The organism is Novipirellula methanifontis (assembly GCF_052161655.1).
In the GTDB taxonomy this organism is placed as follows: domain Bacteria; phylum Planctomycetota; class Planctomycetia; order Pirellulales; family Pirellulaceae; genus Novipirellula.
Genome location: NZ_CP197418.1, coordinates 3,474,890 through 3,498,208 on the forward strand (window position 1 = coordinate 3,474,890; position 23,319 = coordinate 3,498,208).

Consider the following 23,319-nt stretch of genomic DNA (forward strand, 5'->3'; position numbering starts at 1 on the left):
TCTATTGCTCCAACGTTGCCGACAATCGATGTATCAGATCGGCCTTCTTGTGACCATCCTGAAGCGTGCCAAGCTTATCGCCCAAACTGATCATGAACGAGGCGTAGTCATTGTGCCAGTCGCGGACCATTTGCGACTCATCCAATCGTGGCTTGGGATGTGACACCAGCACGGGGCATTGATGCGCCTTCAACTCAAAGGTTTCATCGAATTGCGGCATGAAAATCTTGTCGCGATCGATGCCTTGCTCGTGCAACATTTCACGCATCACCTCGCGTGCTTCGTCTTCGCCGTGGTTCAGGAACAACGCACCCAAAACAGGGCCTCGCTCTTTCACCCAGTCGAGCAACTCGCCTTGGTCAGCATGTGCAGAATAATTGCCAATGCGACGAATCGCCGCCTCGACCTTGTACTCTTTTCCATAGATGCGTACTCGTTTTGCGCCGCTGGTGATAATGTGTCCCAGTGTGCCAGGCGACTGGTAACCGACAAACAACACCGTCGACTCACGCCGCCAGATGTTGCTTTTCAAGTGATGCTTGATCCGGCCTGCGTTGCACATCCCGCTCGCCGAAATGATGATTGCACCGCGTTTGATTCGATTGACCGCCTTGCTTTCCTCGACACTTTGGACGAGATGGAAACGTCGATGCCGAAAGATACTTGCCGCATCCGTTTCGATGTCATCGAGTTCATTTGCATGATCGATGAACACTTCGGTGACTTTTCTCGCCAGCGGCGAATCAAGATAAACATCAGCCTCAGGGATCTCGCCGCTCGAAATCAATACGCCGATGTCATGCAATAATTCTTGGCTCCGCTCGACCGCAAACGAGGGGATCACAACATTGCCACCACGTTTGAGCCCGAGGGTTAATTCCTCTCGCAGCATTTCACGGCGTTTTTCCAGCGTGTAATCTTCGCGATCCCGATTGCCGTAGGTGCTTTCGCAGATGACATAGTCGTACCCGGCAGGGGCGTCCGGAGCGAGGTGAAACGCCTTTTCATCGGGACCGAGATCGCCTGAGAACAACACGCGAATCGTATCGCCTGATTCGTCGAGTTGGACTTCGACCGATGCTGAACCCAGCAAGTGGCCGGCGTTCCACAAACGCCCGCGAATCCCATCGCTTGGGCTGAACCACTGCTCGTATTCCACTCGCTCGAGTTGCCGCAGCGTTTGCTCGGCATCCTCCATCGTGTAGATCGCCTCGATCAAATCTTCGCCCTTCTGCTCGCGTTTGGCGTTCAAGCGTTCGGCGTTGGATTCTTGGATATACGCGGAATCACGCAGCATGAACTCCAGCAAGTCGCAAGTGGCATCGGTTGCGTAAATCTTGCCGCGAAATCCTGCTCGCACCAACTTCGGTAGCAACCCCGAATGGTCGATGTGAGCGTGAGTCAAAAGCAGAAACTCGATCTTCGTCGCATCAAATGGAAACGGCTTGTAGTTCAAGCTCTGTGTCGTTTTCGTTCCTTGAAACAAACCACAGTCCACTAAGAATTTCTTGCCTTCGCTTTCGACTAACGAACAAGATCCCGTAACCGTGCCGGCAGCGCCACAAAACGTCAAATTGGCCATAACGCGAGTCCACTGAGTTGAAAAGCAAGTAAGTTGAAAAGGGAGCTGCCGTTAGATCCATTGCCGCTAGATCCATTGCCGCTAGATCAGTTGATCAAGCTCTTCGGTCAAAGTCCGGAAACGTTCGAGTGTCGTTGCAACCGGTTCTGGCTTGGTCATATCGACTCCGGCGTCACGCAACAAATCGAGCGGATCTTTGCTGCATCCACCCGATAAGAAGCGTAGATAATCGTCAAGCTCTTGCTTGCCGCCTTCGAGTACCCGGCGTGAAAGTGCCACGGCTGCACTCAACCCCGTAGCGTATTTGTATACGTAAAACGCACGGTAAAAGTGAGGGATTCGGAAACATTCGCGTTCCAGTTCGTCGTCGATGACAAACTCGGGACCAAAGTACGCGGTCAGCAATTCACGATAGACCTCGCGGAACGCGGCCACGGTCAATGGTTTACCCGCTTCGGCCATTTCGTGAGTGATCTTTTCGAACTCGGCAAACATCGTTTGCCGCACCACGGTCGCTCGGATGCCGTCCAATTCGTTGTTGATCAGGTAGGCGCGTTCGCTGTCGTCCGACGCGTTTTTTAACAAGTAATCGGTCAACAATTGCTCGTTAAACGTACTGGCGACTTCGGCGACAAAGATCGTGTAGTTGTAGTACTCAAACGGTTGACTGCGTGCCGAGTGCCAGCTGTGCATCGAGTGTCCGGCCTCGTGCGTCAACGTGAACACATCGTTGAGCACTTCTTCTTTGAAATTCATCAAGATGAAGGGATCGCCGTCAAACGTGCCGCACGAAAATGCACCGCTTTGCTTTCCACGGTTGGGATAGCGATCGGACCATCGCCCTCGTAGTCCTGCTTCGAGCACGCCGATGTATTCGCTGCCCAGCGGGGCGAGCGATTCGAGAATCACGTTGACCGCTTCGTCCCAGGTGTGGTGTTTTTTGACACCGCTCAAGATCGGCACATAGGTGTCGTAATGATGGATTTTGTCGATGCCCATTTTGCGGCGACGCACATCGAGATAGTGGTGCACGTTGGGCAGCGATTCTCGCACAGCACTAATCAAATTGTCGTACACATCGACGGGCACGTTGTCGGGGAACAGTGCCGCTTGCAGGCTGCTTTCGTAATTCTTGGCGCGAGCGTAATAGACGTCTCGCTGGATGCTGCCACCGAGTGTGGCCGCCAAAGTGTTCTCGTGGTTCGAGAATTGTTCGTAGTATTGGTGAAACGCTTTGCGACGAACCTTGCGATCGGGGCTGATCAACATTTGCCCAAACGTCGCGTGCGAAAGCTCAACTTTACGTCCCTCGTGGTCTTCGATTTCACCAAAACGCAAATCAGCATCATTCAGTTGCCGAAACGCGTTGCCGGCGGCCGACGCCATTTCGCCTTGCATCGCCAGCAGCCGTTCTTCGTTATCGGTCAGCGTGTGCGGCCGGTAACGCAGCAAACGCTCGAGCTGCAATCGAAACGGCGCCAGCTTTTCGTCCGCAGCAAGCTCGCTCATCCGTGCTTCTTCGATCGACAACAGTTCGGGCCGCATATAGCTTGCTGCTTGGCCCGCGCGGACTGCCAAGTTTTGAAAACGCAGCTTCATCGCTTGCGAATCACTGTTGCCTTGATCTTCGGTGGTCTTCAAAAACGCATATGTGCCCACACGCTCGGCGAGACGATCAAATTGGCTGTCGAACGTCAATGCTTCGGCAAGTATGTCCGCTGACTGCCCCAGCCGCCCTCGATAGGTTTCGTACGTGGGGATTTGCTCGTCAAGCTTCTTGTATTCCGCTTCCCAAGAAGCGTCGTCCTGGCAGAGACTCGAAAGATCCCAGCAATCAGCGGGTTTGACTTCATTGCGAGCGGGCAAAGTGGCAGTGGTCATCGAAAAAATCGTCCTTGGCAGCAAGAGAAGCGTAGAGCATCGAAAGTGGAAATAGGTGCGGCGTCTCCTGACAGCCCGCGGCGGTATTGTAACGAATCCGACGCGATTAAAATGCCCCGCAACGATGAGCAAATTTCCAGCCCATTCGCTACTCAAGCGGAAACACGTCGTCATCCCAAGATGTTAAGCTAGGAATGAGCGGCCGTTTGCCGCGTCTGAACCGTTATCAAGCTTGAAAAATCGAATCATTTTATCATGTTGACCGTCAAATGCCCTGGATGCCAAGCCGGCATCAAGCTTCAGAAAGCGCCCGCCGGCGGCAAAGTAAAATGTCCGCGCTGCGGTGCGATCGTTCCTGTCGGAAGCCCCACGGCTGCCGCGGCGGCTCCATCACGTTCGCTAACACCTGATGACAATGACTTTGATTTTGGGCAAATCAATTTTCCCAGTGCAAAACCAGCATCGTCTGTCTCCAGTTTTCCGGTCAGCGCCGCCGCGACGGTGTACGAAGGCCCGATCCCTGGCGATCCGTTGGCGGGGCAAGAGGAAGACGGCAATGCGCCCGTTGCTGCTGCGGCTGCCGGAGCGCCCAGTAAACCGGCGGGGAAAGGCAAACCGTTGCCGGTGAAACTCATTGCTGGTGTTGTTTCAGGGTTGGTCGGTTTTGTAGTGATGTTCTTTCTCGTCTCGATGATGTTCGGAGGCGGGGGTGGTGGCGACGCATCCGCCAATGCGGTCGACGCGGCAACCGAACTAAAGAAAAATGTTCCGCCAGGTTACGAAGTCGTCGAGTTCGAGGGGTGTGCGGTCTACATGCCCAATGGCGATCTCTATCGTGAGATGCCGCCGGGAGCGATGGAGTCGAAGGTGGTCCAAAGTTCAAAAACCGGATCGATCTTTTTCTTTGGTGCGATGGACAATGGCAAGATGGCACTCGACAACGAACAGATGCGAAAGAAGGCAATGCGATTTGTCGCCGGCGACGTGTTGGGCGGCACCCCCACCGAACGCAATGGTTACCAAGGGATCAAAGGCCGAGTCTCGGTGTCTTCGATGCTGCCCGACATGATGATCGAGGCCTATGTGGTTGACGAACGTTATATCTTGATCGGCAGCCAACCTGCCAGCATGGGAGCGGACGTCGAAACACAGATGTCGATCGACCGAGCGGCTGAATCGGAAGAGCAAAGTACGTTTTTCGATTCGCTCAAGGTCGGCCCCAAGTCCGGCGGCATGTTTTTCTAGCAAGACCCGACGCGTTAGTCTTGGGCTATCGAATCGTGTGTATTTCGTAGCAACGCCTGGGCTGCTTAAAATCTCGGTTGAGCAATATTAGCGTTACCTCTCCCCTGCAACTTTGAGACTGCTGATTTAGTTAGCCGTTTTGGCGCTAGCCACGGTTTCGCCATCATCCAACCGGGGCTAGTGCCCAAACGGAACGCTGTGAAGCATTTTCTCGTAGCTACCTTCGCCAGAAGGTGGTGATTCGTATTGGACGGCAACCCTCCACGCTCTGGCGAGCGGAGCTACGGAACGCAGATGCCGTAATTTGCCCTCTCTAAATGCTTCACAGCGTTGGCCCAAACGGCTAACTTGAGTTCGGTGATGTTGAGCTTGCACATTGTCATCTCTAACACTTCGATGCCCCACCCAGAACTTGCTCCGCTCGTTCTGACCTCCCCAAAACAAGTTTCGGGGAGGTGAAGCACGTCAAAGGACTCGATTCACAACGAAATAAAAAGCTGCACGACCTCCGAAGTCGGGGGAGAGGTCGAGCACGCCCTTTAGGCGTTGCTCGGGTGAGGGGGCGACCGCGCTCTCATCCGAGTAATTCCGGTGCAAACGGCGTCATCGTCGGCGAGTGGATTGCTCGGTCAGCCCCCTCACCCGAACGTCGCTGAAGGCTCCGTTCGACCTCTCCCCCAACGAAGTTGGTGGAGAGGTGGCAGGAAACCAGCGCAACCAAAAAATCACGACAACACCAAAATTTTAACAGTCCAGCGCTAGTTGCCGGCTTCGATTTGCTAACGTTTTACTGAGCGTCAGCCCGACGCTAGCGTGTTCGGCTCATAATCGCGGCCGACATTGAAACGGCAATGGCTATCGACGCTGGAAATTCCATTGCATCGGAGCATTGGATTTAATCTGCGCGGCCATTTTTTCGGCAAGTTGCTTTTGATCTTCCGAGGCAAGCCAGACTGATTTGTCTGCATAAAGTGCAGCAAAATTCGGTTCGTCCGAGACGCTCGAGGCCATCGCCATCAATAATTGAGCAAACCAATCTGATTTGTCGCTGAATTCGCTCACCAACATCGCTTGTTCTTTGGCTTTCGAAGCGAGGCGTGGAATTTTCTGCGCGCGTAGGGAATAGATCACGGCCAATAAACGTCGAGCGTCCAATTCCAACTCGGGCGTATTCAGTAGTCCCAGTAATTCGCTTTCAGCGTCGCTCAAATTCTCCTCGGTCGCGAGTTGTCGTGCTCGCAGGTAGCGGATGTAAGGGTTGGCTCGTTCCGCTTTGTAGGCCGCTAACATATCCATCTTGGCTTTTCGTAGATCACCCAACGATGTATAGACGGTGCTGCGGGCGGCGATTGCAGTGAAATGCAGCGGCGTGTTTGCTTGAATGACTTGATTCAGTTTTTCGAGAGCGTCGTTGTGATAGCCCAACCGTTCGTGCAGTAGCGCTTGAGCGATGATGGCCGGATAGTCATCGATGGCATCGGTTTGGAACGTGGAGAGCAGGGACTCGCATTCGCTGCGAGTCCAGATACGACTAGGGTCGGTGAAACGCCAATAGCGTTCAAAAAACATGGGCCCCTGTTGTCGCCAGAGCATGACGTCATGCTGCCACTTTGCACCGTCCTGGAAAGCCTTCTGTCGACGTTGAATGATTCGCTGAGACGCAGCATCGAGTTGAGAGAGGGAGGATGCAGTCGTGAATTGGTCGTTCTGAATGAATTGTTGGTTCAGTAGTTTAAGTCGATCTCTAGGTTCTGCTTGATTTACGGTTCTGGCACGCCGGTCGTCAATAAATCTGTTTCGAATGTCAATAAAGGTGATGTCGTTTGCCTGGAGGTCCTCTAGCCCTTCTGCTTCTTCCATTTGCAATAATTGCCAGCTGATTTGTTTCTTTAGTGCCTCTTCACGGACTGATTGCATATCGCGTTCGGTTTCTTTTAGCGTAGCCTGAATTCGCTGTAATTCCTGGGTGAGCACTGGTTTGCGTTGCTGGTGTTGATGAAGCTCTCGATGAATCACTTGCAACGCATCAATTTTCCCGTCGTTTTCGACCGGTGGTTGGGCGTGGCTAGTATTGGGGGAAACACCGGCACAAATGACCAACAGGACAATTAATTCAGTTCGAAAGCAAGCGGAAATTCGATTGCCGCCTCGGGTGCAATCCCTTATGATTGGGTAAAGGTCGAGTTTTGCCATCAATAGGCTCCCCATGTCACTTTTGTCGAAATAGAGGCATCTAACTATGGTTACGGTAACGATGCGTTATGCAAGCGTCAAACAATTTGCGTTGCGTTTTGGATTGCTGGTTTGCGGCGTTTTTCTCATCAGTCCTGCACGAGCAGCCGAACTCGAATCTTCGAGTGATCCGGTGAAGGCGGCCCTCGAAGCCGAGGCAAGGGGAGAATTGACGGATCGGACGACTCTCGTTGAGTCGTCGAATAAGCCTGATTTAGCCCGCTGGCACGCGGGGCAGGTATTTGTCGATGGCCAGTGGGTGGGACTTGATCAACTGAGTGCCGAGCGGTTGACACCTCGTTTAAAGCAATACGTAGATGAGCGAGGTGAAGGAGAACTTGATATTGAGGCACATCGCCGCTTGGCCCGCTGGGCGGAAGCAAATCAATTGGACCCACAGGCGAGGGCACATTGGCAAGGAGTGATAGCGCTCAATCCTGACGATCGAGTAGCGCGAGTGAAGTTGGGGCAGGAACTAGTGAATGGCCAGTGGTTGTCGAAAGACGAAATTCGTGATGCGAAACAACAATCGAAGGAACTCGCGAAGCAAGCCAAGGTTTGGCTGCCGAAAATGAAGAAATGGGCAGCTTCCATTTCGGGATCGGACACGAAGGACAAGCTGAAAACTCTTGAAGCATTGCGGCAGCTCGAGGATCCCTCTGCTGTCTATGCATTAAAGCTCGCTGCGTTTCAGCTTCCCGACGACTTGGCATTTCCGTTTGTTGAAGCAATCAGAAATGTACGCAGCCGAGAAGCTTGTAACGCTTTGACGGAAATCGCGGTCAAGGATCCGGCGTCAAAAAGCGGCCAGGCAGCGGTTGCCGGACTCAAGGAATATCGGATGGCGTTTTATGTTCCTAGGTTACTTGAGTCACTCTCGGGTGATGTTTTGCTGCGGCATCAAGTTTTCACACGTCCCAATGGCGACGAAGTGCTGCGGATTGTGAAATCTCGCGAGCTTCAGGATGTTGAGCAAGTTTCCATTGTTGATAATGTGGTTCAAGCGAATAAGCGAGTGGTCATCACCGACCCACGCTCTCAAGCCAACGCGTTGCGAACCAACGCTCGGATCTCGATTGTTGATTTGAATATCGGGAAAAACGCAGTCGCCAGTCGGGCTTTGAGACGAGATATCGAGCGGCAATCCGAACAGATGCGTAGTGAGACGGATGAAGAGAATAGGGCAAGGGTACGTGGTGAAACGCGAATTTACGATGTGCTTCAATCTGTTTCGGGTGAGGAGGTTGAACGAAACGCTGTCGCATGGTGGGATTGGTGGGATCGCTACAACGAAGCGATGGATTACGGCGCGGAGAACAAACGATATGACGTCAGTTACGACCAGGATCGGAGGAATACAATTTACGCGGTGCAGTTTTCGCGGATGGTGGCGCTTCGAACTTGCGAATGTCTAATCGCGGGCACTCAGGTGCAAACCGAATGCGGGCCGAAACCTGTTGAGTCGATTCGCACGGGAGATTTGGTGCTGTCTCAAGATGTTGAAACAGGCGAGTTGTCATTGAAACCAGTGCTTCAAGCTACTCAGCGGCCTCCGGCTAAAACCTTGCGTTTTTCAACTGCTGGCGGTGAGATCCAAGCGACACTTGGCCACTATTGGTGGGTTGCGGGGGAAGGATGGCTGCGAACCAAAGAACTCGAAGTGGGGATGATGTTGCATCACGCGACCGGCGCCAGCAGGATCCAGTCGATTGAGCAGGTTGCCGAGCCGGTTAAGACATTCAACTTAATCGTGGCAGACAATCACACTTACTTTGTCGGTCCAGAGCGTCTTCTTTCTAACGATGCTACGGAGTTGAGCCCCACGTTGAAAGTGGTTCCTGGATTGCCAGTGGCATCGCTTGCATCGAATAAGCGAAAATAGTTGCAGGGTATCGTTAGGTAGCGAAACTCGCCAAGAGTTTCGGTCGCTTGCCGAGAGGATGCCAACGGGCATACGTGAAATTCGCTACTTGTCATCCTCTTCTGCCGCCACTTTGGGGGCTTGGCTAGCGTACAGCGGCATGTGCCGGTAATAAACCTCGAGCGAGTAGAGTGAGAAACAGGTGGTGTAAAGGCGCCCTCCGTAGGTTCCCCATGCGTCATTCATGGGAGACCAACTTCCTTGTTCGGCTCCATTTTTCTCCTGCATTGCCGGCAGTTCGACTCGCATTTTCTCGTTCCATTTCTCCCACAATGGACCGCCGTAGTGGTGCAGTGTCTGCGTGGCGTAGTACCAGTAATAGACGTCCGAGTCACGACGGTCGATTGGATCCTTGGCAACAAACGATCCAAGTCCGTGTGTCATCTCAGGGCGATTTCGCTGCCATCCCAAATATTGCCGACATAACAAGGCCTCGGCCGTCATCGAGCGTGTGGCCTCTTCGCCCACCTGGTACGCATACCCTTCGTCGTAGCCTCCGCCAACAGTGTCCAAGTACTTTTCGACATTCATAAAGACATAGCGTTCGACATTCAATCCGGCGGCCTCGCCGCTTTTCAGCCCCATCACAAACCAGCCTGTGACGGAGGTGTCGGAATCAAATTTGGGTTGGTAACGCCATCCGCCCTGAGGCGATTGTGCATCGACGGCAAAGTCGCACGCCAGTTGTGCGGGCTGCCTGAGCCAGTATTCACGAGTCATGGCGTAGAGTTCACACAACGCGATGGTTGCCAAGCCTTGAGCATACATTTTCTCGTGATCGTTGGCCCGCTCGGCCATGAAGCCGACTCGATTTTGTTGATCGATTAACCAGTGAACCGCCTTGAATACTTCGTGCGCATAGGGACCGCTGCGGTGGGTATTGCCCGCACCCATAAACGCGATCATGGCCATCGCGGTGGCGGCGGTCTCGTTCTCCATCAGGCTGCCGTCTCGGTAAGGGCCCCGCATGCTCCAACTTCCATTGGTGCGTTGTTGACGTTTTAGCCACGCCAATCCAAGATCGACGGCGTCCTCGGTGGCTTGGGTGCCTCCGTATTTGGCCAACAGTTCTTTTTTTGTTTTTCCCGTCCGGCCGGCGAACATCGATGGGGTTTCATTGGCCACCATGACGGCGCCAATCGATGCACCCGACGTTTTCGGTAGCTGCGTGAACGGATCGATCTGTGGCAGCTTTGAACCAAACTCAATCGGCTGAACCATCGTGATCTGGCTCACTATCGGTGCCACTTCAGCGAGGGATTCGAGACCATGGTCGCTGGCAGACTCAACAGGAGCAATCTTAGGCAATTCAATCGGCTCAACCGAAAACTCGACAAGTTCGGGCTTCGTCTCCGCCGAGGCTGGATTGATTGTCAGCAGGATTCCGTTAATGGTTTCCGGTGAAATCGTGATAAACGCCAGGACCAGCAGCAGGATGAGGTGAAAGATCGTGCTAAGCAGCCAAGGCGGCGCGTTTAAAACACGATCCTTGATTTGCTGAAACGAATAAGGGTTGAGACTTGGCTCCGTCGTTTCATCCTGGGCAGCGGCGAGCGGTGGTTTCGAATTTTGAAACCAAGATCGCGAGCGGTCGCTGTTAGTTTCCGCTGGCTCGCCACGCCATCGTGGGGGTGATTTCCTCGCACGAGGTGGCACGGGATAGGGAAGCACCATTGAGTTTGAAGAAGTGGGCATCAAAACGGCTCTCGTTGACAACGTTTCTTAATGGCCTAGCAATCAGCCCTTGTTATCAAGGTCGATTTGCAAACGCGACCGTCACGGTTGTTTCGATGTGCCAGTGCTGTCGCTCATTTATCGTATCATGTTTTACGCTCAATGGGATTCCAGAAACTCCGCGCCAGTAGGCTGATTTTTGGAGTTTTTCTCTCTTTTTCCTAGCAAAGAACAGGGGCTCTAGAAAATCCAGCGTGTTCCCGCCAGTAGCGAATTGAACGAAGAATCGCTGTTGGCTTGGCCTTGGTAGGCCACCGTGAACTGTCCCCCGAGCAAGACGCCCATATCCACCTGGGCTCGAAATATGGCCCAATCGTCGCCTGGCATGACGCCTCGGTCTAACAATCCGTCGGCTGTGTCAGCCGCTGCAACTTGCGAGTGAAAAGTTGTCGATTCGTCCAGGTACTCGTGCATCCATCCAAAACGAATCCGAGTGGTGGCGACGCCAAGCGGCGTGGGCGCAGATTGGTTCAACGAGAGCCCCAGCACGCTGCGAAGTGAATCGCCAGCACTGCCAAGGTTGGTCAGTGCGAAGTTGTCATCGCCCGTTTCGGTGATCGGATCGAGTTCGACGCGTGTCGAGTGTAGTGCGACATAGGGACTCCAAAGTATGGAGTGTTTCGAAAAGAGTGTGCCAAGTTCAACGTAACCAAATTGTGCCGAGCCATCAAAGTTACTCTCGGCAAAGTCGGATCCATCCAACGCAGATAGCGATCGACGGACTTCATAGTCTTGGATGCCGGCACCACCAGCAGCAACGACATAGACCCGTTGAGCGATGTACTCGACCGAAGCTCCGAGTCGATAGGAATCGATATCGGCATGTTGGTCGACGTCAAACGTATCTAGGTTTCCGGTGGCGAGATGAGTGAAGGTGTGAAACGACAAACCGTTGGCACTGGCCACGCCACAGCCCAATTCCAGGCCACCGATCTCGTGTCGGTATCCTGTGGTTTGCCGATCATCTCGATCGACTTCGCCCGAGACGCCGTAGGCGCGGACCCACGGAGTTAGCAGGCACTGGCTGCGATCTAAATCCGTTTGCATCACTACACGGTCGCGAACCGATTCGAGATTGTTTTGGATGTGGTTGATTTCCGCTCCGATCAAAGAGGGATAAATCGAACCGGATAGCTGGTTCACAGCCAAGGCGACCTGATCGCCAGAGCTGTCTCTCAAGGTAGTGACGGCAGCGGGCGGGGTTCCGCCACGCAGTGTGTCCAACAGACCGGCGGCGGCAGTTTGGTTGCTTCCGGTGACCACGGTTGTGAACGAGTTGCCATTGTCTTGGATGACGAAACCAAATTGATTCGACGCCAGCGACGTATCCATGGCGGCTTCTAAGAAAGGCCGATTTGGTAGTGCGTACACACTTGCTTCATTCGAAAACGATCCGACAAGAGGATTCGTCGAATCAAAAACGACGAATTTTTGATCAGCCTTGTACTGGCTCCCAATAAAACTAGGAACCAATGTTGCGTCCGTGATCGTTGCCGTGCCAGTGACATCAATGACATCGTTTGGATTCGTTGCGCCGTCGTCGGCAATATCCACTAGGACGCGAGCGTTGGATACGTCCAAGTTGCCAATGACATTAAAGGTGCCAATGGTACCCGCCGTTGACGTGGCTCCAGGCGCCAACGTTCCCGCTACAAGTAAGTTGCCGTTGACATCACCAGCACCAAAAACCCTGGTTGTCAGCGAAGCGTCTAAGTCGGTGTCCGCAGACGCAACGCCTCCGGTATTGATAGTCAGCTTGGTCGGGTCGACTGAATTGCCATTAAAAGTGATCGGGCCGTTCCCGTTTCGATCAATTGCCACGGTGGTTCCCGTGCCAACGCCAAATGAGACGGCGCCGGGGATGGCTGGCAAGTCGCTTAACAATTGTATCGTGGTCGATCCCGGGGTATTGAAAACGATTCGGTCGCCCGATGCCGCATTCGTGATCGCCTCGCGTAGCGAACCCGGTCCAGAGTCCGCATTGGTCGTGACAGAAATATCGACTGCGCTGGCATGACTGGCAAACAGAGAAATGCCTAGAAGTGCTAGCAACACGTGACGTTTGTTTCGGCGAGCTAATTTGGACATGGGCATATGGGGGCACGTGGTGGAGTCAACAGAGGGTACCGCGATTAATCTCATCGGCCGTCCCTCGTCACGATCCGTGCAAAAAATCCATGTGTCACAACAGACACGATGCTCGCATTAGATCCATCCCGCAATACCGTCAAATCTTAACTGGATAAAGGTGTGAATGATGATCGCAATCCGTTTCGGACGTTGTTCATATGTGCAGTAAAACGGGTGGTTTTGGGGACGAATGTGCGTTTTGTTGGCGTCGTAGTGAAAGGGGGGGTAAGATCGGGGCGCTTCTCGCCTCCTGTAGATTGGGTTTTCTCAAACTCTTGAGAATGGCACTTGGAGGCTAATTTGCAGATTGAGAGACTCGACCAATGCAACGATTGGAAAGAAGTCCGCGTGGCCACAGTCTCGATTCCCAATCCCCTCGGCGTGTGCGTTCCCTCCGTCGCAAGCGATCTTGGCTGACATCGCTACGTTTCGAGACATTGGAAAAGCGGTTCGTGCTAGATGGGCTCGTTGCCGATCTCTACCCCTTAAACCCATATCAAGCGAAGCTTGATGGGCAATGGCAAGGATCGATGGTGGCGTCGGACGGCAATGTCTATTTCGGGTCGTCCACCCATGCCCATGATACGGCGGGAATGTTTTTCCAGCTTGATACAGCGACATCGGTGGTGCGACAGATCGGTGAAAATATCAGCGAGATCGTGGGAGAGGATCCGCAGTCGCAAGTTCCGCAGGGAAAGCTGCACAGCCCGATCGTCGAGTCAAACGGTTGGTTGTACTGGGCGACTCATCTAGGCAATTACTGGAGCCAAGCGGTTGATTCCTACACCGGATCTCACCTAGTTGGATATCAGTTAGGTTCACTGGAGGCCGGGGACCCCGTGTTCCGGGACTTTGGCATCCCTCGTGCTCGCTTCACCACTTACTCGGCCGTGGGCGTCGATCCTGCCGGTGAGTACCTTTGGTCAGTCGCAACCCCGTGGGCAGCTGCCGACCGAACTTCCACGGGAACTCACTTGTATCGGACTCATATCGAGTCGGGTGCGATGCAAGATTTTGGTTCGATCGACCCCTCCGAAAACGGAGGCAAAGCAATTTTTACGATGCACGTCGACAGTCGCGGCGATGCTTGGGTAACGATGGAGGGCGGGCAGGACAAACTATTTGTCGCTCGTGCAGCAACGGGGACGATCGATACGTTCGAAAGTGCCTTGCCAACGATGACGCAGCACGATAATCCTGGGCAACCCTCGGTCTATCAAGATGCGACGTGGTGGCGCTATGGCCAAAGCATTGATGATGAACGGTTTATCTTTACGATGGGGGACTCCAACGCTCCACTAGCGGAAAGTTCCGGCGGTTCTTTATGGGAGTTTGACGCCAGCAAAACATTGGACGGTGATTTATCGGATGCGTTTCGCGAAATTGCCTGGATTGGTTCGAGCTATCTAGGAGGCATGGATTACAGCGATGGGTATGTCTATTTTGTTCGACGTAGTGACGGGAGTAGTGCTGAAAAGATCGATGCGCTCCCCGATTCAGGCGAGTATTGGGATGCGTCTGCTGACACTGGAGTGCGGCTTCACCTGTATGGTATTGACGTTAACGATCCCTCAGGTGGTGTCGTCGATTGGGGGATGATCACGGATTCGGATGGCAGGGTTCCTTGGCGACTGGAAAGCGTTGTCGCGGACCAGAGTACCCATCATGTTTATATGGTCGGCGACTGGGTGATGCAGGAGACCGATCCGATCGAGTGGCGGACTCTGAGACATGATGGCGGCACTTCCACTACCTATACACGCTATATCCGCGGACAAGCGATGTCCGTCGTTTCGACATCCACGCAGCCAACTGTTCTGCCTCGCATTAGCGTTGCGGCTTCCGATGCTACAGCGTCGGAACCGGCCGGCAACGGTGAATTTACATTTACACGAACCGGAGACGTGTCCGAGGCATTGACCGTTCATTTCACCGTAAGTGGAACGGCTGATCCTGGTGATGATTACACGTCAATCGGATCCTCGATTGTTATTCCTAGCGGGGCGATGACAGTGTCGCTACCTGTGATCGTACTTGACGATGATGAAATCGAAAATGTCGAAAACGTCACGGTTGCTTTGGTGACAGACGCTTCCTACGACTTTGGTTCGGACGTAACGGCCTCGGTCAGTATTACCAGCGACGAAGTGATTCCGGCTGACCCTGCGTTGCTCGGTTATTGGAACTTGAACGAATCGAGTGGCGCACTCGCCGCGGATAGCTCTGGCAATGCAAATGATGCGACGCTGGTGGGCGAACCCGTTTGGAATTCGGGTGTCGTTGGCAGCGGTTTGCAATTCGATGGGATTGACGATTTTGCAGATGCAGGAATGGATGCCTCGGTCGTCGGAAAAGATGGCTTCACGGTAGCGGCCTGGGTGCGGACTTCCGCGAATCGCGATCAAGTCCTCGTCCAACAGAGAAGTGCAGCAACGTACAACGGAGAGTACGCCATTGAGATCAAGGCATCGGGGCAAGTTTATTTTTGGACGTTTGGCGATTTTGCTGCGGGACCTGCGGCAACGTCAACGCAAACCATAAACGATGGTCAATGGCATCATGTTGTCGCTGTGCGTGAGGACAATGGCACGATGCGTATCTATATCGATGGTACGCTGGATGGAAGTGCGGTCGGCGCGTCGCGCACACTCGTACCTATTAACGTCTACTTTGGTGCGGATCGTCGAAATCGAATCAAGTATCTCGACGGATCGTTGGATGAGGTGCAAATCATCGATCGCGCGGTGGACGCTGAAGAAGCATTTCGTCTTGCGAATGGTCAGTTGACGGCAATTGCGTTCAACGACAACGCGAGTACCGATGAGGAGACGCCGGTAACGATTGATGTTTTGGCCAACGATATAGCCCCGGAGTTGCCGGCGACGTTGACGATCCAAAGCGTGAACACAACGGGGACGGTCGGCCAGGTGACGCAAAATCCAGACAACACGTTCACTTACGACCCGAACGATCAATTCAACTCTCTTGGTGACGGGGAAATCGTAACGGATACGTTTTCTTACACCGTAAGCGACGGACAAGGGGGCACCGATTCCGCCGAGGTCGCAGTGAGCGTTCAAGGCGTCAACGATACCCCACAAGCCGTCGCAGATACAGCAACCACGGACAAAGGTATTGCGGTTGAAATCGTGGTGTTGTCAAACGACGCAGACCCCGACAATACCGACAATCTTCGTGTGGTCGGAATTGATTCATCTGGCTTACAAGGTACGGTCCAACTCAATCCCAACGGGACGATCACTTATGATCCTGGCAATGCGTTTGCTTCCCTTGCGATTGGCGAATCGGCGACAGAGTCATTCCAGTACACGATCGACGACGAACATGGCGGAAGCGACACCGCAATCGTGACGGTAACGATTCTAGGAAGCAATCATGTTTCCATAGCCACGGATGATAATGTTTCGACGAACGAAGAGACGCCGATCTCGATTGCAGTGTTGTCTAACGACGGAGATCCCGGCGATACGTTGCACGTAGAAAGTGTGGATGTATCTGCGACTGTGGGGGCCGTTACTGTGAATCCCGACGATACCATCACCTATGATCCTGTTGGATTTTTGGATCATCTCGGAGTCGGTGGATCAATAGTGGATTCGTTTACCTATACCGTCGTGGATGAGAACGGCGGTACGGATACGGCAGTCGTGAATGTCACCGTTACAGGAATCAACGATGTGCCCGTTGCGCTGGATGACACGGCAATTACCTCCGAAGATCTCAGCGTCACGATCAACGTGCTCGACAACGACACTGATTTGGACCGAACACCGTCTTCGTTGTTTATCGAGCGTGTCGCATCGGGTTTGGCCAGTCCGGTCTTGGTGACATCTGCGCCGGGTCAACCGAATTTTCTATTCATCGCAGAACAGGAAGGCCAAATCAAGATTCTTAATTTGGACACCGGCCTAGTCAACCCAACTCCGTTCCTAACGATTACAGATCGCTCCTATGTCGATGGAAGCGTGCGTGGTTTGTTGGGGCTTGCCTTCCATCCTGATTATGAAACGAACCGACTGTTTTACGTTTATATGACCGATCTCAACGAGGATTCGTTGATTCGACAATACCAAGCAAACGCGGACGGTTTGACTGCCGATCCCAGCAGCGCGACACCGATCTTAGGCATACCCCAAGTCGACAAATATCACTATGGAGGATGGATTGGATTTGGGCCTGAGGGGTTCCTCTACATTGCCTCGGGTGACGGAGGTCCGGGTGACGATACTGACCAGGATGCTCAGAATTTCACTGACAATCTGCGCGGTAAGATTTTGCGTATCGATGTGGACCAAGATGGCTTTCCATCAGATCCGACCGCGAATTATGCGATCCCCACAGACAATCCGTTTGCCGCAGTGGGTGATCCAGGAGCGGATGAAATCTGGGCTTATGGGCTTCGCAATCCTTGGCGAAGCAGTTTTGACCGCTTAACCGGTGATCTTTACATCGCCGATGTGGGGCAGAACGCGCGTGAGGAAGTGAATGTGCAAGTCGCGGGCAGTGGTGGAGGGGAAAACTATGGTTGGCGAGCTCGTGAAGGCACGATTTCCAATCCAGGAGTCAGCGATCCTGATCCCGCAAATGCAATCGATCCGGTCTACGATTACTTGCAAGGATTTGGTCCAAGCGAAGGATATTCGGTCACCGGTGGTTACGTCTATCGTGGTCCAATTGCCGCCTTGCAAGGAAACTATTTCTTTGCCGATTTTGTGACCGAGAGAATTTGGTCGCTGAGATTCAATGGCGATTCTGCAGCCGACCATGACGGCACGAACTACACCGACTTTACCGATTGGACGGATGTGCTTGTTCCTGATGTCGGTGAGATCAACCTGATCGTATCGTTTGGCGAAGACGTTGCGGGCAATCTCTACGTCGTTGATTACCTTGGCGAAGTTTTTCGTTTCTCTGCGGGCAACGTGTCTGATCAACTGCGAGTGCAAAGTGTCAATGATTCCTTGACATTAGGCTTGGTCGAGATCCAATCGGACGGCTCGATTTTGTATGACCCCAATGGTCAATTCAATCAGTTAAGTGCTGGAGAAACAGCGACGGATTCATTTGTCTATCAAATAAGCGATGGCAACGGTGGTTTCGCTTCCGCGACCGTCGTCGTAACGATTACCGGCGTCACTGCGCTCCCGGTGGTTAGCGTCAGTGTTACCGATAGCGAAGCATCCGAGCCTAGCAACGATGGCGAGTTGACATTAACTCGCACCGGCGATTTGTCGCAGCCGCTTACGGTTCATTATGTTGTTTCTGGCACGGCGACTCTGGATGATGATTACGTTTCGATAGGTACCTCGGCGGTCATTCCAGCCGGATCGTCATCGTTCGTTTTGCGTATCGATGTGAACGACGATGCGTTCGTCGAAGCACAAGAAAGCGTCACTGTCACGTTGGTGAGCGGCCAGGGCTATGCCATCGGCGGAAACGATAGCGCAACATTGAGCATCATCAGCGACGATCAGCCAGATTCCGGTTCGACTCTGGTTGGACATTGGACACTTGACGATTCTGCTGGAACAACAGCCGCGGACATTTCTGGCAATCAACACAGCGGAACGCTTGTCGGAAGTCCGACTTGGACGACCGGTGTCTTAGCCGGAGGTCTTGAGTTTGATGGTGTCGATGACTACGTGGACTTGGGAACGAGTCCAGCGATTATCGGTACGGGCGGCTTCACCGTCGCGGCCTGGGTGCGAACAACTGCGTCGAAAGATCAAGTCATTGTCCAGCAGCGAGGAAGGGACTACAACGGACAATATGTATTTCGATTGACCGAGTCTGGGAATGTCCGGTTCTGGACGTTTGGCGGCTCTTTATATGGCCCGGTTGTTCAAACGACCGAAAAAGTTAACGACGGGCAATGGCATCATGTTGTCGGCGTCCGCGCTGATGATGGAACGACGTCGATCTACATCGACGGCGTATTGGCGACCAGTAGAACAGGGGCACCGCGACCCCTTGCGTCAATCAACGTGTACATGGGAGCCGACCGGCGTGGTAGCGCTCGCTATCTAGCAGGAACGCTGGACGATGTTCGAATCTATTCACGCGGACTGGATGACCAAGAAGTCGCCGCTCTTGCGAACTCGCAACCGATTGGCAATTCCGTGGTTGCGGTCGACGATTCCTACTCCGTCGGCGAAGGTCTTTCGCTGAACATTGCATCACCCGGCGTGTTGTCGAACGATCAAGGTACCGCTTTGGTTGTTACTTCCTTTGATACAGAAAGTTTGCTCGGCGTCCCTGTGACAGTGGGAACCGATGGAAGCGTTTCCTACGACTCGGCAGGACGATTCGAAAGCCTGGGGCAAGCAGAGACGGCAACCGATACATTTTTTTATACGATCGACGATGGCCAAGGTGGTAGTGCCGCTGCCAAGGTCGATGTGACGGTGACCGGAGTCAACGATGCCCCCGTCGCCGTCGACGATTTTGCGACGACCGACGAAGCGGCTTCGGTTGTGATTGACGTTTTGGTGGGCGATACCGATGTGGATTCGTCGTCGCTTGTTGTCGACAGCATTGACACCTCCAATACGATCGGTCTGGTGGTTTTGAATCCAGATTACACCGTCACCTATTCGCCCAATGGCCAATTTGACGATTTGATGTTTGGGCAATCGGCAGAGGACCTGTTTAGCTACACGATCCGTGATGACCACTCCGCATTATCCACTGCTCAGGTTCGGGTCACCATTAATGGCACGAGCGTCGGGTTTAACGCCGTGGATGACGAAGCAACCACCGACGAGCAGACACCTGCTTTGATCGATGTGTTGCAAAATGATGGCGAATCGTCAAGCGGTGTGACAGTCTCGCAGATTGACAGTGATGCGACACGCGGCTCCGTTGTACTTCATCCCGATGGCACTGTCACTTACGATCCTGATGGTCAATTTGAATACCTGTCATCCGGTGTGACCGCGAGCGATTCGTTCCAATACACGATCTTTGATGGACAAGACCAGACATCTACGGCGACGGTCAATGTGACGATCGTTGGCGTGAACGACTCACCCCACGCTGCGGACAACATCGCATCCACCACCGAAGACCAATTCATCGAAATCAACGTATTGGCAGACGATTTCGATGTGGACCAAGCGGATGTGCTCAGCGTGGAAAGCATTGATACGGCCTTGACGAAGGGCGCCGTTTCGATCAGTCCTGATAATACGATCATTTACGATCCGGTAGGTCGTTACGATACGCTGCCGAGTGGTGAGACGGAATTGGATACGTTTTCTTACACCGTAAACGACGGTCACGGAGGCAGCGACACTTCAAACGTCAGTGTGACAGTGATGGGTGTGAACGATTCGCCGCTTGCAATCGCACAGGTGTTTGAATTCGGGGAACATGATTCCGTGTTCACATCCCGATTGCAGGCGTCGGACGTGGATAGAGACGATGATGCCGATTCGCTGACATACCAATGGCAAACGCTTCCATCTCGAGGCGAATTTGTGGACTTGGGAGCGGGATACTTTAGCTTCGATCCTGCTGGGCAGTTTTCCGACGTGCCATTCGGTCAGATTGCCGAGGAAATACTGGTATTTCGAGTCACGGATGCCCATGGCGCTGCAAGCGAGTCGACGGTTACGATTCATGTCATGGGGGCCAATGCGGCACCGGTTGCCCAGGATGACGTGTTCGATTCTGACAGCGAATCGTCGTTGCTTGTCTCTGCTGACGCATTACTCGCTAATGACTCTGACGTCGACCAGTCCGACATGTTGTCGGTCAGCCTATCGGAACCATTTGTCAGCGAATTGGGGGCGACTTTGACACCGCAGTCTGACAACGGGTTTCGATACGACCCCGCCTCGGCCTCACAAATCCAGAGTCTTGCCATCGGTGAAGTCATTGAAGATCACGTGACCTATCATGTGTACGATTCGTTAGGGGCAAGTGCTTCGGCCACCGTGTCAATTCGCGTGACAAAGGTAGAGGCGACTGCATTGCAGTTTATTGGCGGCGGAGATTACCTACTGACTCGTGATCCAACATCAGATGAGATCGTACTCACTCGGAATGGGCAATTGCTCGCACGCGAGCCTGTTGGAACCGACCACGCCTTCCTGATCTCGGGTGATTCAGGTACCGCGGATTCGCTGACAATTCAATTTTCCAGTGGTGACCCACTTCCTGCGAAAGGGGTCACGTGGGACGGCAAGGATCTTGGAGGAATCGACCGCTTGTCATTGGTCGGCGGGCAACTCGATTGGATGAAGGTTTTCATCGGAGCCGATGCAGGCAGTGGGGAAGTCGAGGTTGGACAAGTAGGCTCTTCGCCATCACGGATCCGATTTCAAAGTGTGGAGTCGTTGAACACGAACAGCGAAGTGACGCATACTGAGATCTCGCTTTCGAATAGCAGTGACCAAGTTCAAGTGCAAGCAATCAGTGACAAATCTTTTCTGTTGGTGGGGCCAACGCTCGTCGACTTGAAATTGAAAAATCCGATTGGCTCACTTTTAATTGATGGAAACGGTGGCGATGACCAAATTGAGGTGGGAGGATCGCTTTACAGCCTCGATGGTGCCGACCTAACCCTTCAGGCGGAGCAGATCGCAATTCGGGCCCCGATTGAAATGGGAGGGGGCAATTTTACAGCCGCTGGAGTGACGTTCCTTTCCGAACGAAATGGCCCCATCCGAACCGAAGGTGGAAATGTATTGCTCAATCACGTCGGCGATGTGCGAATCGGCGCGGACATTGTGACCAAAGGCGGCAGCTTCCACTCTGAAGGTGGTGGATCGCTGACCGTCACCCATTATGCAGCCAAGATTCTGACCAACGGAACAAACGGCGGAGGAGATGTTTTTGTTGATCACCTGGGGGACGTGGTGCTGCATGCGGTGACCACCGGAGGTGGTTCGGTGGATATTGAATCCGATTCTAATGTTACATTGCTCGGGCAACTTGACATGCGAGGTGGCGGGGCGGAGCACTTTCGCACGGCCGGAGCCAATTTTACCTCGGACCGCTATGTCATTCTCTATACGGGCGGAGCCGATGCGCAGTTTGATTTTTCTGAAAGCATCTATCTCGGCAATCAATTGCGAACCGCGGGTGGTAGTGTGCAGGTCATCGGAGGCGGAACATTTGAGACGAGCACTTTTGGGCAACTGGTAAGTCAAGGAGGGGACATCCGACTAAGTGATGTTGCGGATGTGATTCTGAGAAACAGTGTGCTCTCAGCGGGTGGCGAATTCGTATCACAAAGCGAGAGCGGATTCTTTCGGATTGACGGCTATCTGACGAAGATTGATTCGTCGGGACCACTGGTGGATGGAGGTGTTTCGATTACGCATGCCGGCGATGTCGACTTATTCCAAGTGATTACCGGTGGTGGAGCGTTGCATCTGAACACGAATGGAAATGTACGACTTCATGGACGTGTCGATACCAATGGAGGAGGCATGACGTCAGCGGGCAATGGTTTCACCTCCGATAATTATGCTTCGATCGCCACGGGGGGTGGTGATCTTGAACTGCGACATCAGGGAGTGGTGCAAGTTGGCGAAGCGGTCACGACGGGAGGTGGAAACTTCTTGTCTCAGGGGCCTCAGTCGTTTAACACCGTCGATACAGGTGCAAGTCTTCAAACGAACGGTGGTGCGATAACGCTGGATCATCGAGGCATCGTGTTGTTGAAGGGAAAGGTGGTCACGTCCGGTGGCCCATGGAACATTACCTTGCATCCGACCGATCCTCAGATCGCTACGACATTGCTTGAGTCAAATGGAAACATCGAATTCCCGGCCGGATCTACAGTCGTCGTTGACTTGAATGGGAGGGCCCTTTCGGAGTTTTCGACAGATCCACCGCCAGTCGAAATTCCAAGAGTGGTTACTTTCAAGTCAATCAATGGGCCGTTGCCTGACGTGACACAGGTTGTAAATACACACCCGAGTGATCCGTCGATTACTGCGACACTTATTCTGAATTCTGCTACGGAACTTTCCCTCGTTTTGACAACGCAACAAGTTGAAAGCGTACAGGCGGCTTCGTTTTTTCAGCCGAATGTCCAGGCACCGCTGCATAATGAAAAATTGGCCCCGGACGTAAATCATGATGAGGCTGTGAGTGCCCTGGATGCACTCATTGTCATCAACACATTGAATACCCAATATGATTCCCGCATGGCGTCGGGAGAGTCGAGAATGTCGGTCGATGTAAACAATGACGGAGTGATAACGGCGCTCGATGCCTTGGTGGTTGTCAACGCTCTTGGGTTCCAGACCAACACGGACCCGCTAGCTTTGGATGTGCAGGCCGAGGCCGCAGACAAAGTGTTTTCGCAATGGGAGGATCGCGATAATTTGAACGAGCCGGAGGAAGAAGCAAGCGATCGTCTCGCGGGAAATTTTGATGTCACGCACGAAATCTCAAAGTCGCAAAGCGTAGATCTTTCGGAAGACGAACCGGGGACTCATCCGGCAATGGAATCTGCAGGAGATCAAATCAAATTGCTCGCGGATGTCGTTGGCCTGTGAGATTCAAGTCGTGATGACGAATCATTTCTTGCGAGCGGCTTCGCTGAATAGCGGGATCA

At 53.2% G+C, this 23,319-nt stretch carries 8 protein-coding genes; 3 read left to right on the top strand and 5 right to left on the bottom strand.

What is annotated here, in order from left to right; all coding sequences use genetic code 11:
• Position 1: 1 nt before the first annotated feature.
• Both SH528x_RS12425 and pepF read right to left on the bottom strand, forming a co-directional pair.
• On the bottom strand, positions 2–1,582 hold the full coding sequence (locus SH528x_RS12425; protein ID WP_442510838.1) for an MBL fold metallo-hydrolase: 1,581 nt from the start codon (positions 1,580–1,582) through the stop codon (positions 2–4).
• A gap of 81 nt (positions 1,583–1,663) precedes the next feature.
• Positions 1,664–3,463: an oligoendopeptidase F gene (pepF, locus tag SH528x_RS12430; RefSeq protein WP_442510839.1), complete on the bottom strand. Its 1,800-nt coding sequence runs from the start codon at positions 3,461–3,463 to the stop codon at positions 1,664–1,666.
• 255 nt (positions 3,464–3,718) lie between these two features.
• Here pepF and SH528x_RS12435 point away from each other — a divergent pair, with 255 nt between their 5' ends.
• Positions 3,719–4,708: a hypothetical protein gene (locus SH528x_RS12435; RefSeq protein WP_442510840.1), complete on the top strand. Its 990-nt coding sequence runs from the start codon at positions 3,719–3,721 to the stop codon at positions 4,706–4,708.
• Between the two features lie 855 nt (positions 4,709–5,563).
• On the opposite strand, the gene SH528x_RS12440 is transcribed toward SH528x_RS12435, so the two are convergent.
• On the bottom strand, positions 5,564–6,901 hold the full coding sequence (locus SH528x_RS12440; protein ID WP_442510841.1) for a tetratricopeptide repeat protein: 1,338 nt from the start codon (positions 6,899–6,901) through the stop codon (positions 5,564–5,566).
• Between the two features lie 46 nt (positions 6,902–6,947).
• Between SH528x_RS12440 and SH528x_RS12445 the strand changes: the two genes are divergently transcribed.
• Entirely contained in the window at positions 6,948–8,822 is a 1,875-nt protein-coding gene (locus SH528x_RS12445; protein ID WP_442510842.1) for a polymorphic toxin-type HINT domain-containing protein, read from the top strand.
• Between the two features lie 84 nt (positions 8,823–8,906).
• Here SH528x_RS12445 and SH528x_RS12450 read toward each other — a convergent pair whose 3' ends face one another.
• A complete protein-coding gene (locus tag SH528x_RS12450; RefSeq protein WP_442510843.1) occupies positions 8,907–10,556 on the bottom strand; it encodes a prenyltransferase/squalene oxidase repeat-containing protein in 1,650 nt (549 codons plus the stop codon).
• Positions 10,557–10,775: 219 nt separating this feature from the next.
• Positions 10,776–12,683 (bottom strand): autotransporter outer membrane beta-barrel domain-containing protein, encoded by a 1,908-nt coding sequence (locus SH528x_RS12455; protein WP_442510844.1) that lies wholly within the window; start codon positions 12,681–12,683, stop codon positions 10,776–10,778.
• Between the two features lie 365 nt (positions 12,684–13,048).
• Here SH528x_RS12455 and SH528x_RS12460 point away from each other — a divergent pair, with 365 nt between their 5' ends.
• Positions 13,049–23,260, top strand: coding sequence for an Ig-like domain-containing protein (locus tag SH528x_RS12460; RefSeq protein WP_442510845.1), 10,212 nt, complete (start codon positions 13,049–13,051; stop codon positions 23,258–23,260).
• Positions 23,261–23,319 lie beyond the last annotated feature (59 nt).

What these genes read in the sequence shown, in the direction of transcription:
- SH528x_RS12425 (WP_442510838.1), bottom strand. Translation starts at nt 1,582, where the DNA reads ATGGCCAATTTGACGTTTTGTGGCGCTGCCGGCACGGTTACGGGATCT.
- pepF (WP_442510839.1), bottom strand. Translation starts at nt 3,463, where the DNA reads ATGACCACTGCCACTTTGCCCGCTCGCAATGAAGTCAAACCCGCTGAT.
- SH528x_RS12435 (WP_442510840.1), top strand. Translation starts at nt 3,719, where the DNA reads ATGTTGACCGTCAAATGCCCTGGATGCCAAGCCGGCATCAAGCTTCAG.
- SH528x_RS12440 (WP_442510841.1), bottom strand. Translation starts at nt 6,901, where the DNA reads ATGGCAAAACTCGACCTTTACCCAATCATAAGGGATTGCACCCGAGGC.
- SH528x_RS12445 (WP_442510842.1), top strand. Translation starts at nt 6,948, where the DNA reads ATGGTTACGGTAACGATGCGTTATGCAAGCGTCAAACAATTTGCGTTG.
- SH528x_RS12450 (WP_442510843.1), bottom strand. Translation starts at nt 10,556, where the DNA reads ATGCCCACTTCTTCAAACTCAATGGTGCTTCCCTATCCCGTGCCACCT.
- SH528x_RS12455 (WP_442510844.1), bottom strand. Translation starts at nt 12,683, where the DNA reads ATGTCCAAATTAGCTCGCCGAAACAAACGTCACGTGTTGCTAGCACTT.
- SH528x_RS12460 (WP_442510845.1), top strand. Translation starts at nt 13,049, where the DNA reads ATGCAACGATTGGAAAGAAGTCCGCGTGGCCACAGTCTCGATTCCCAA.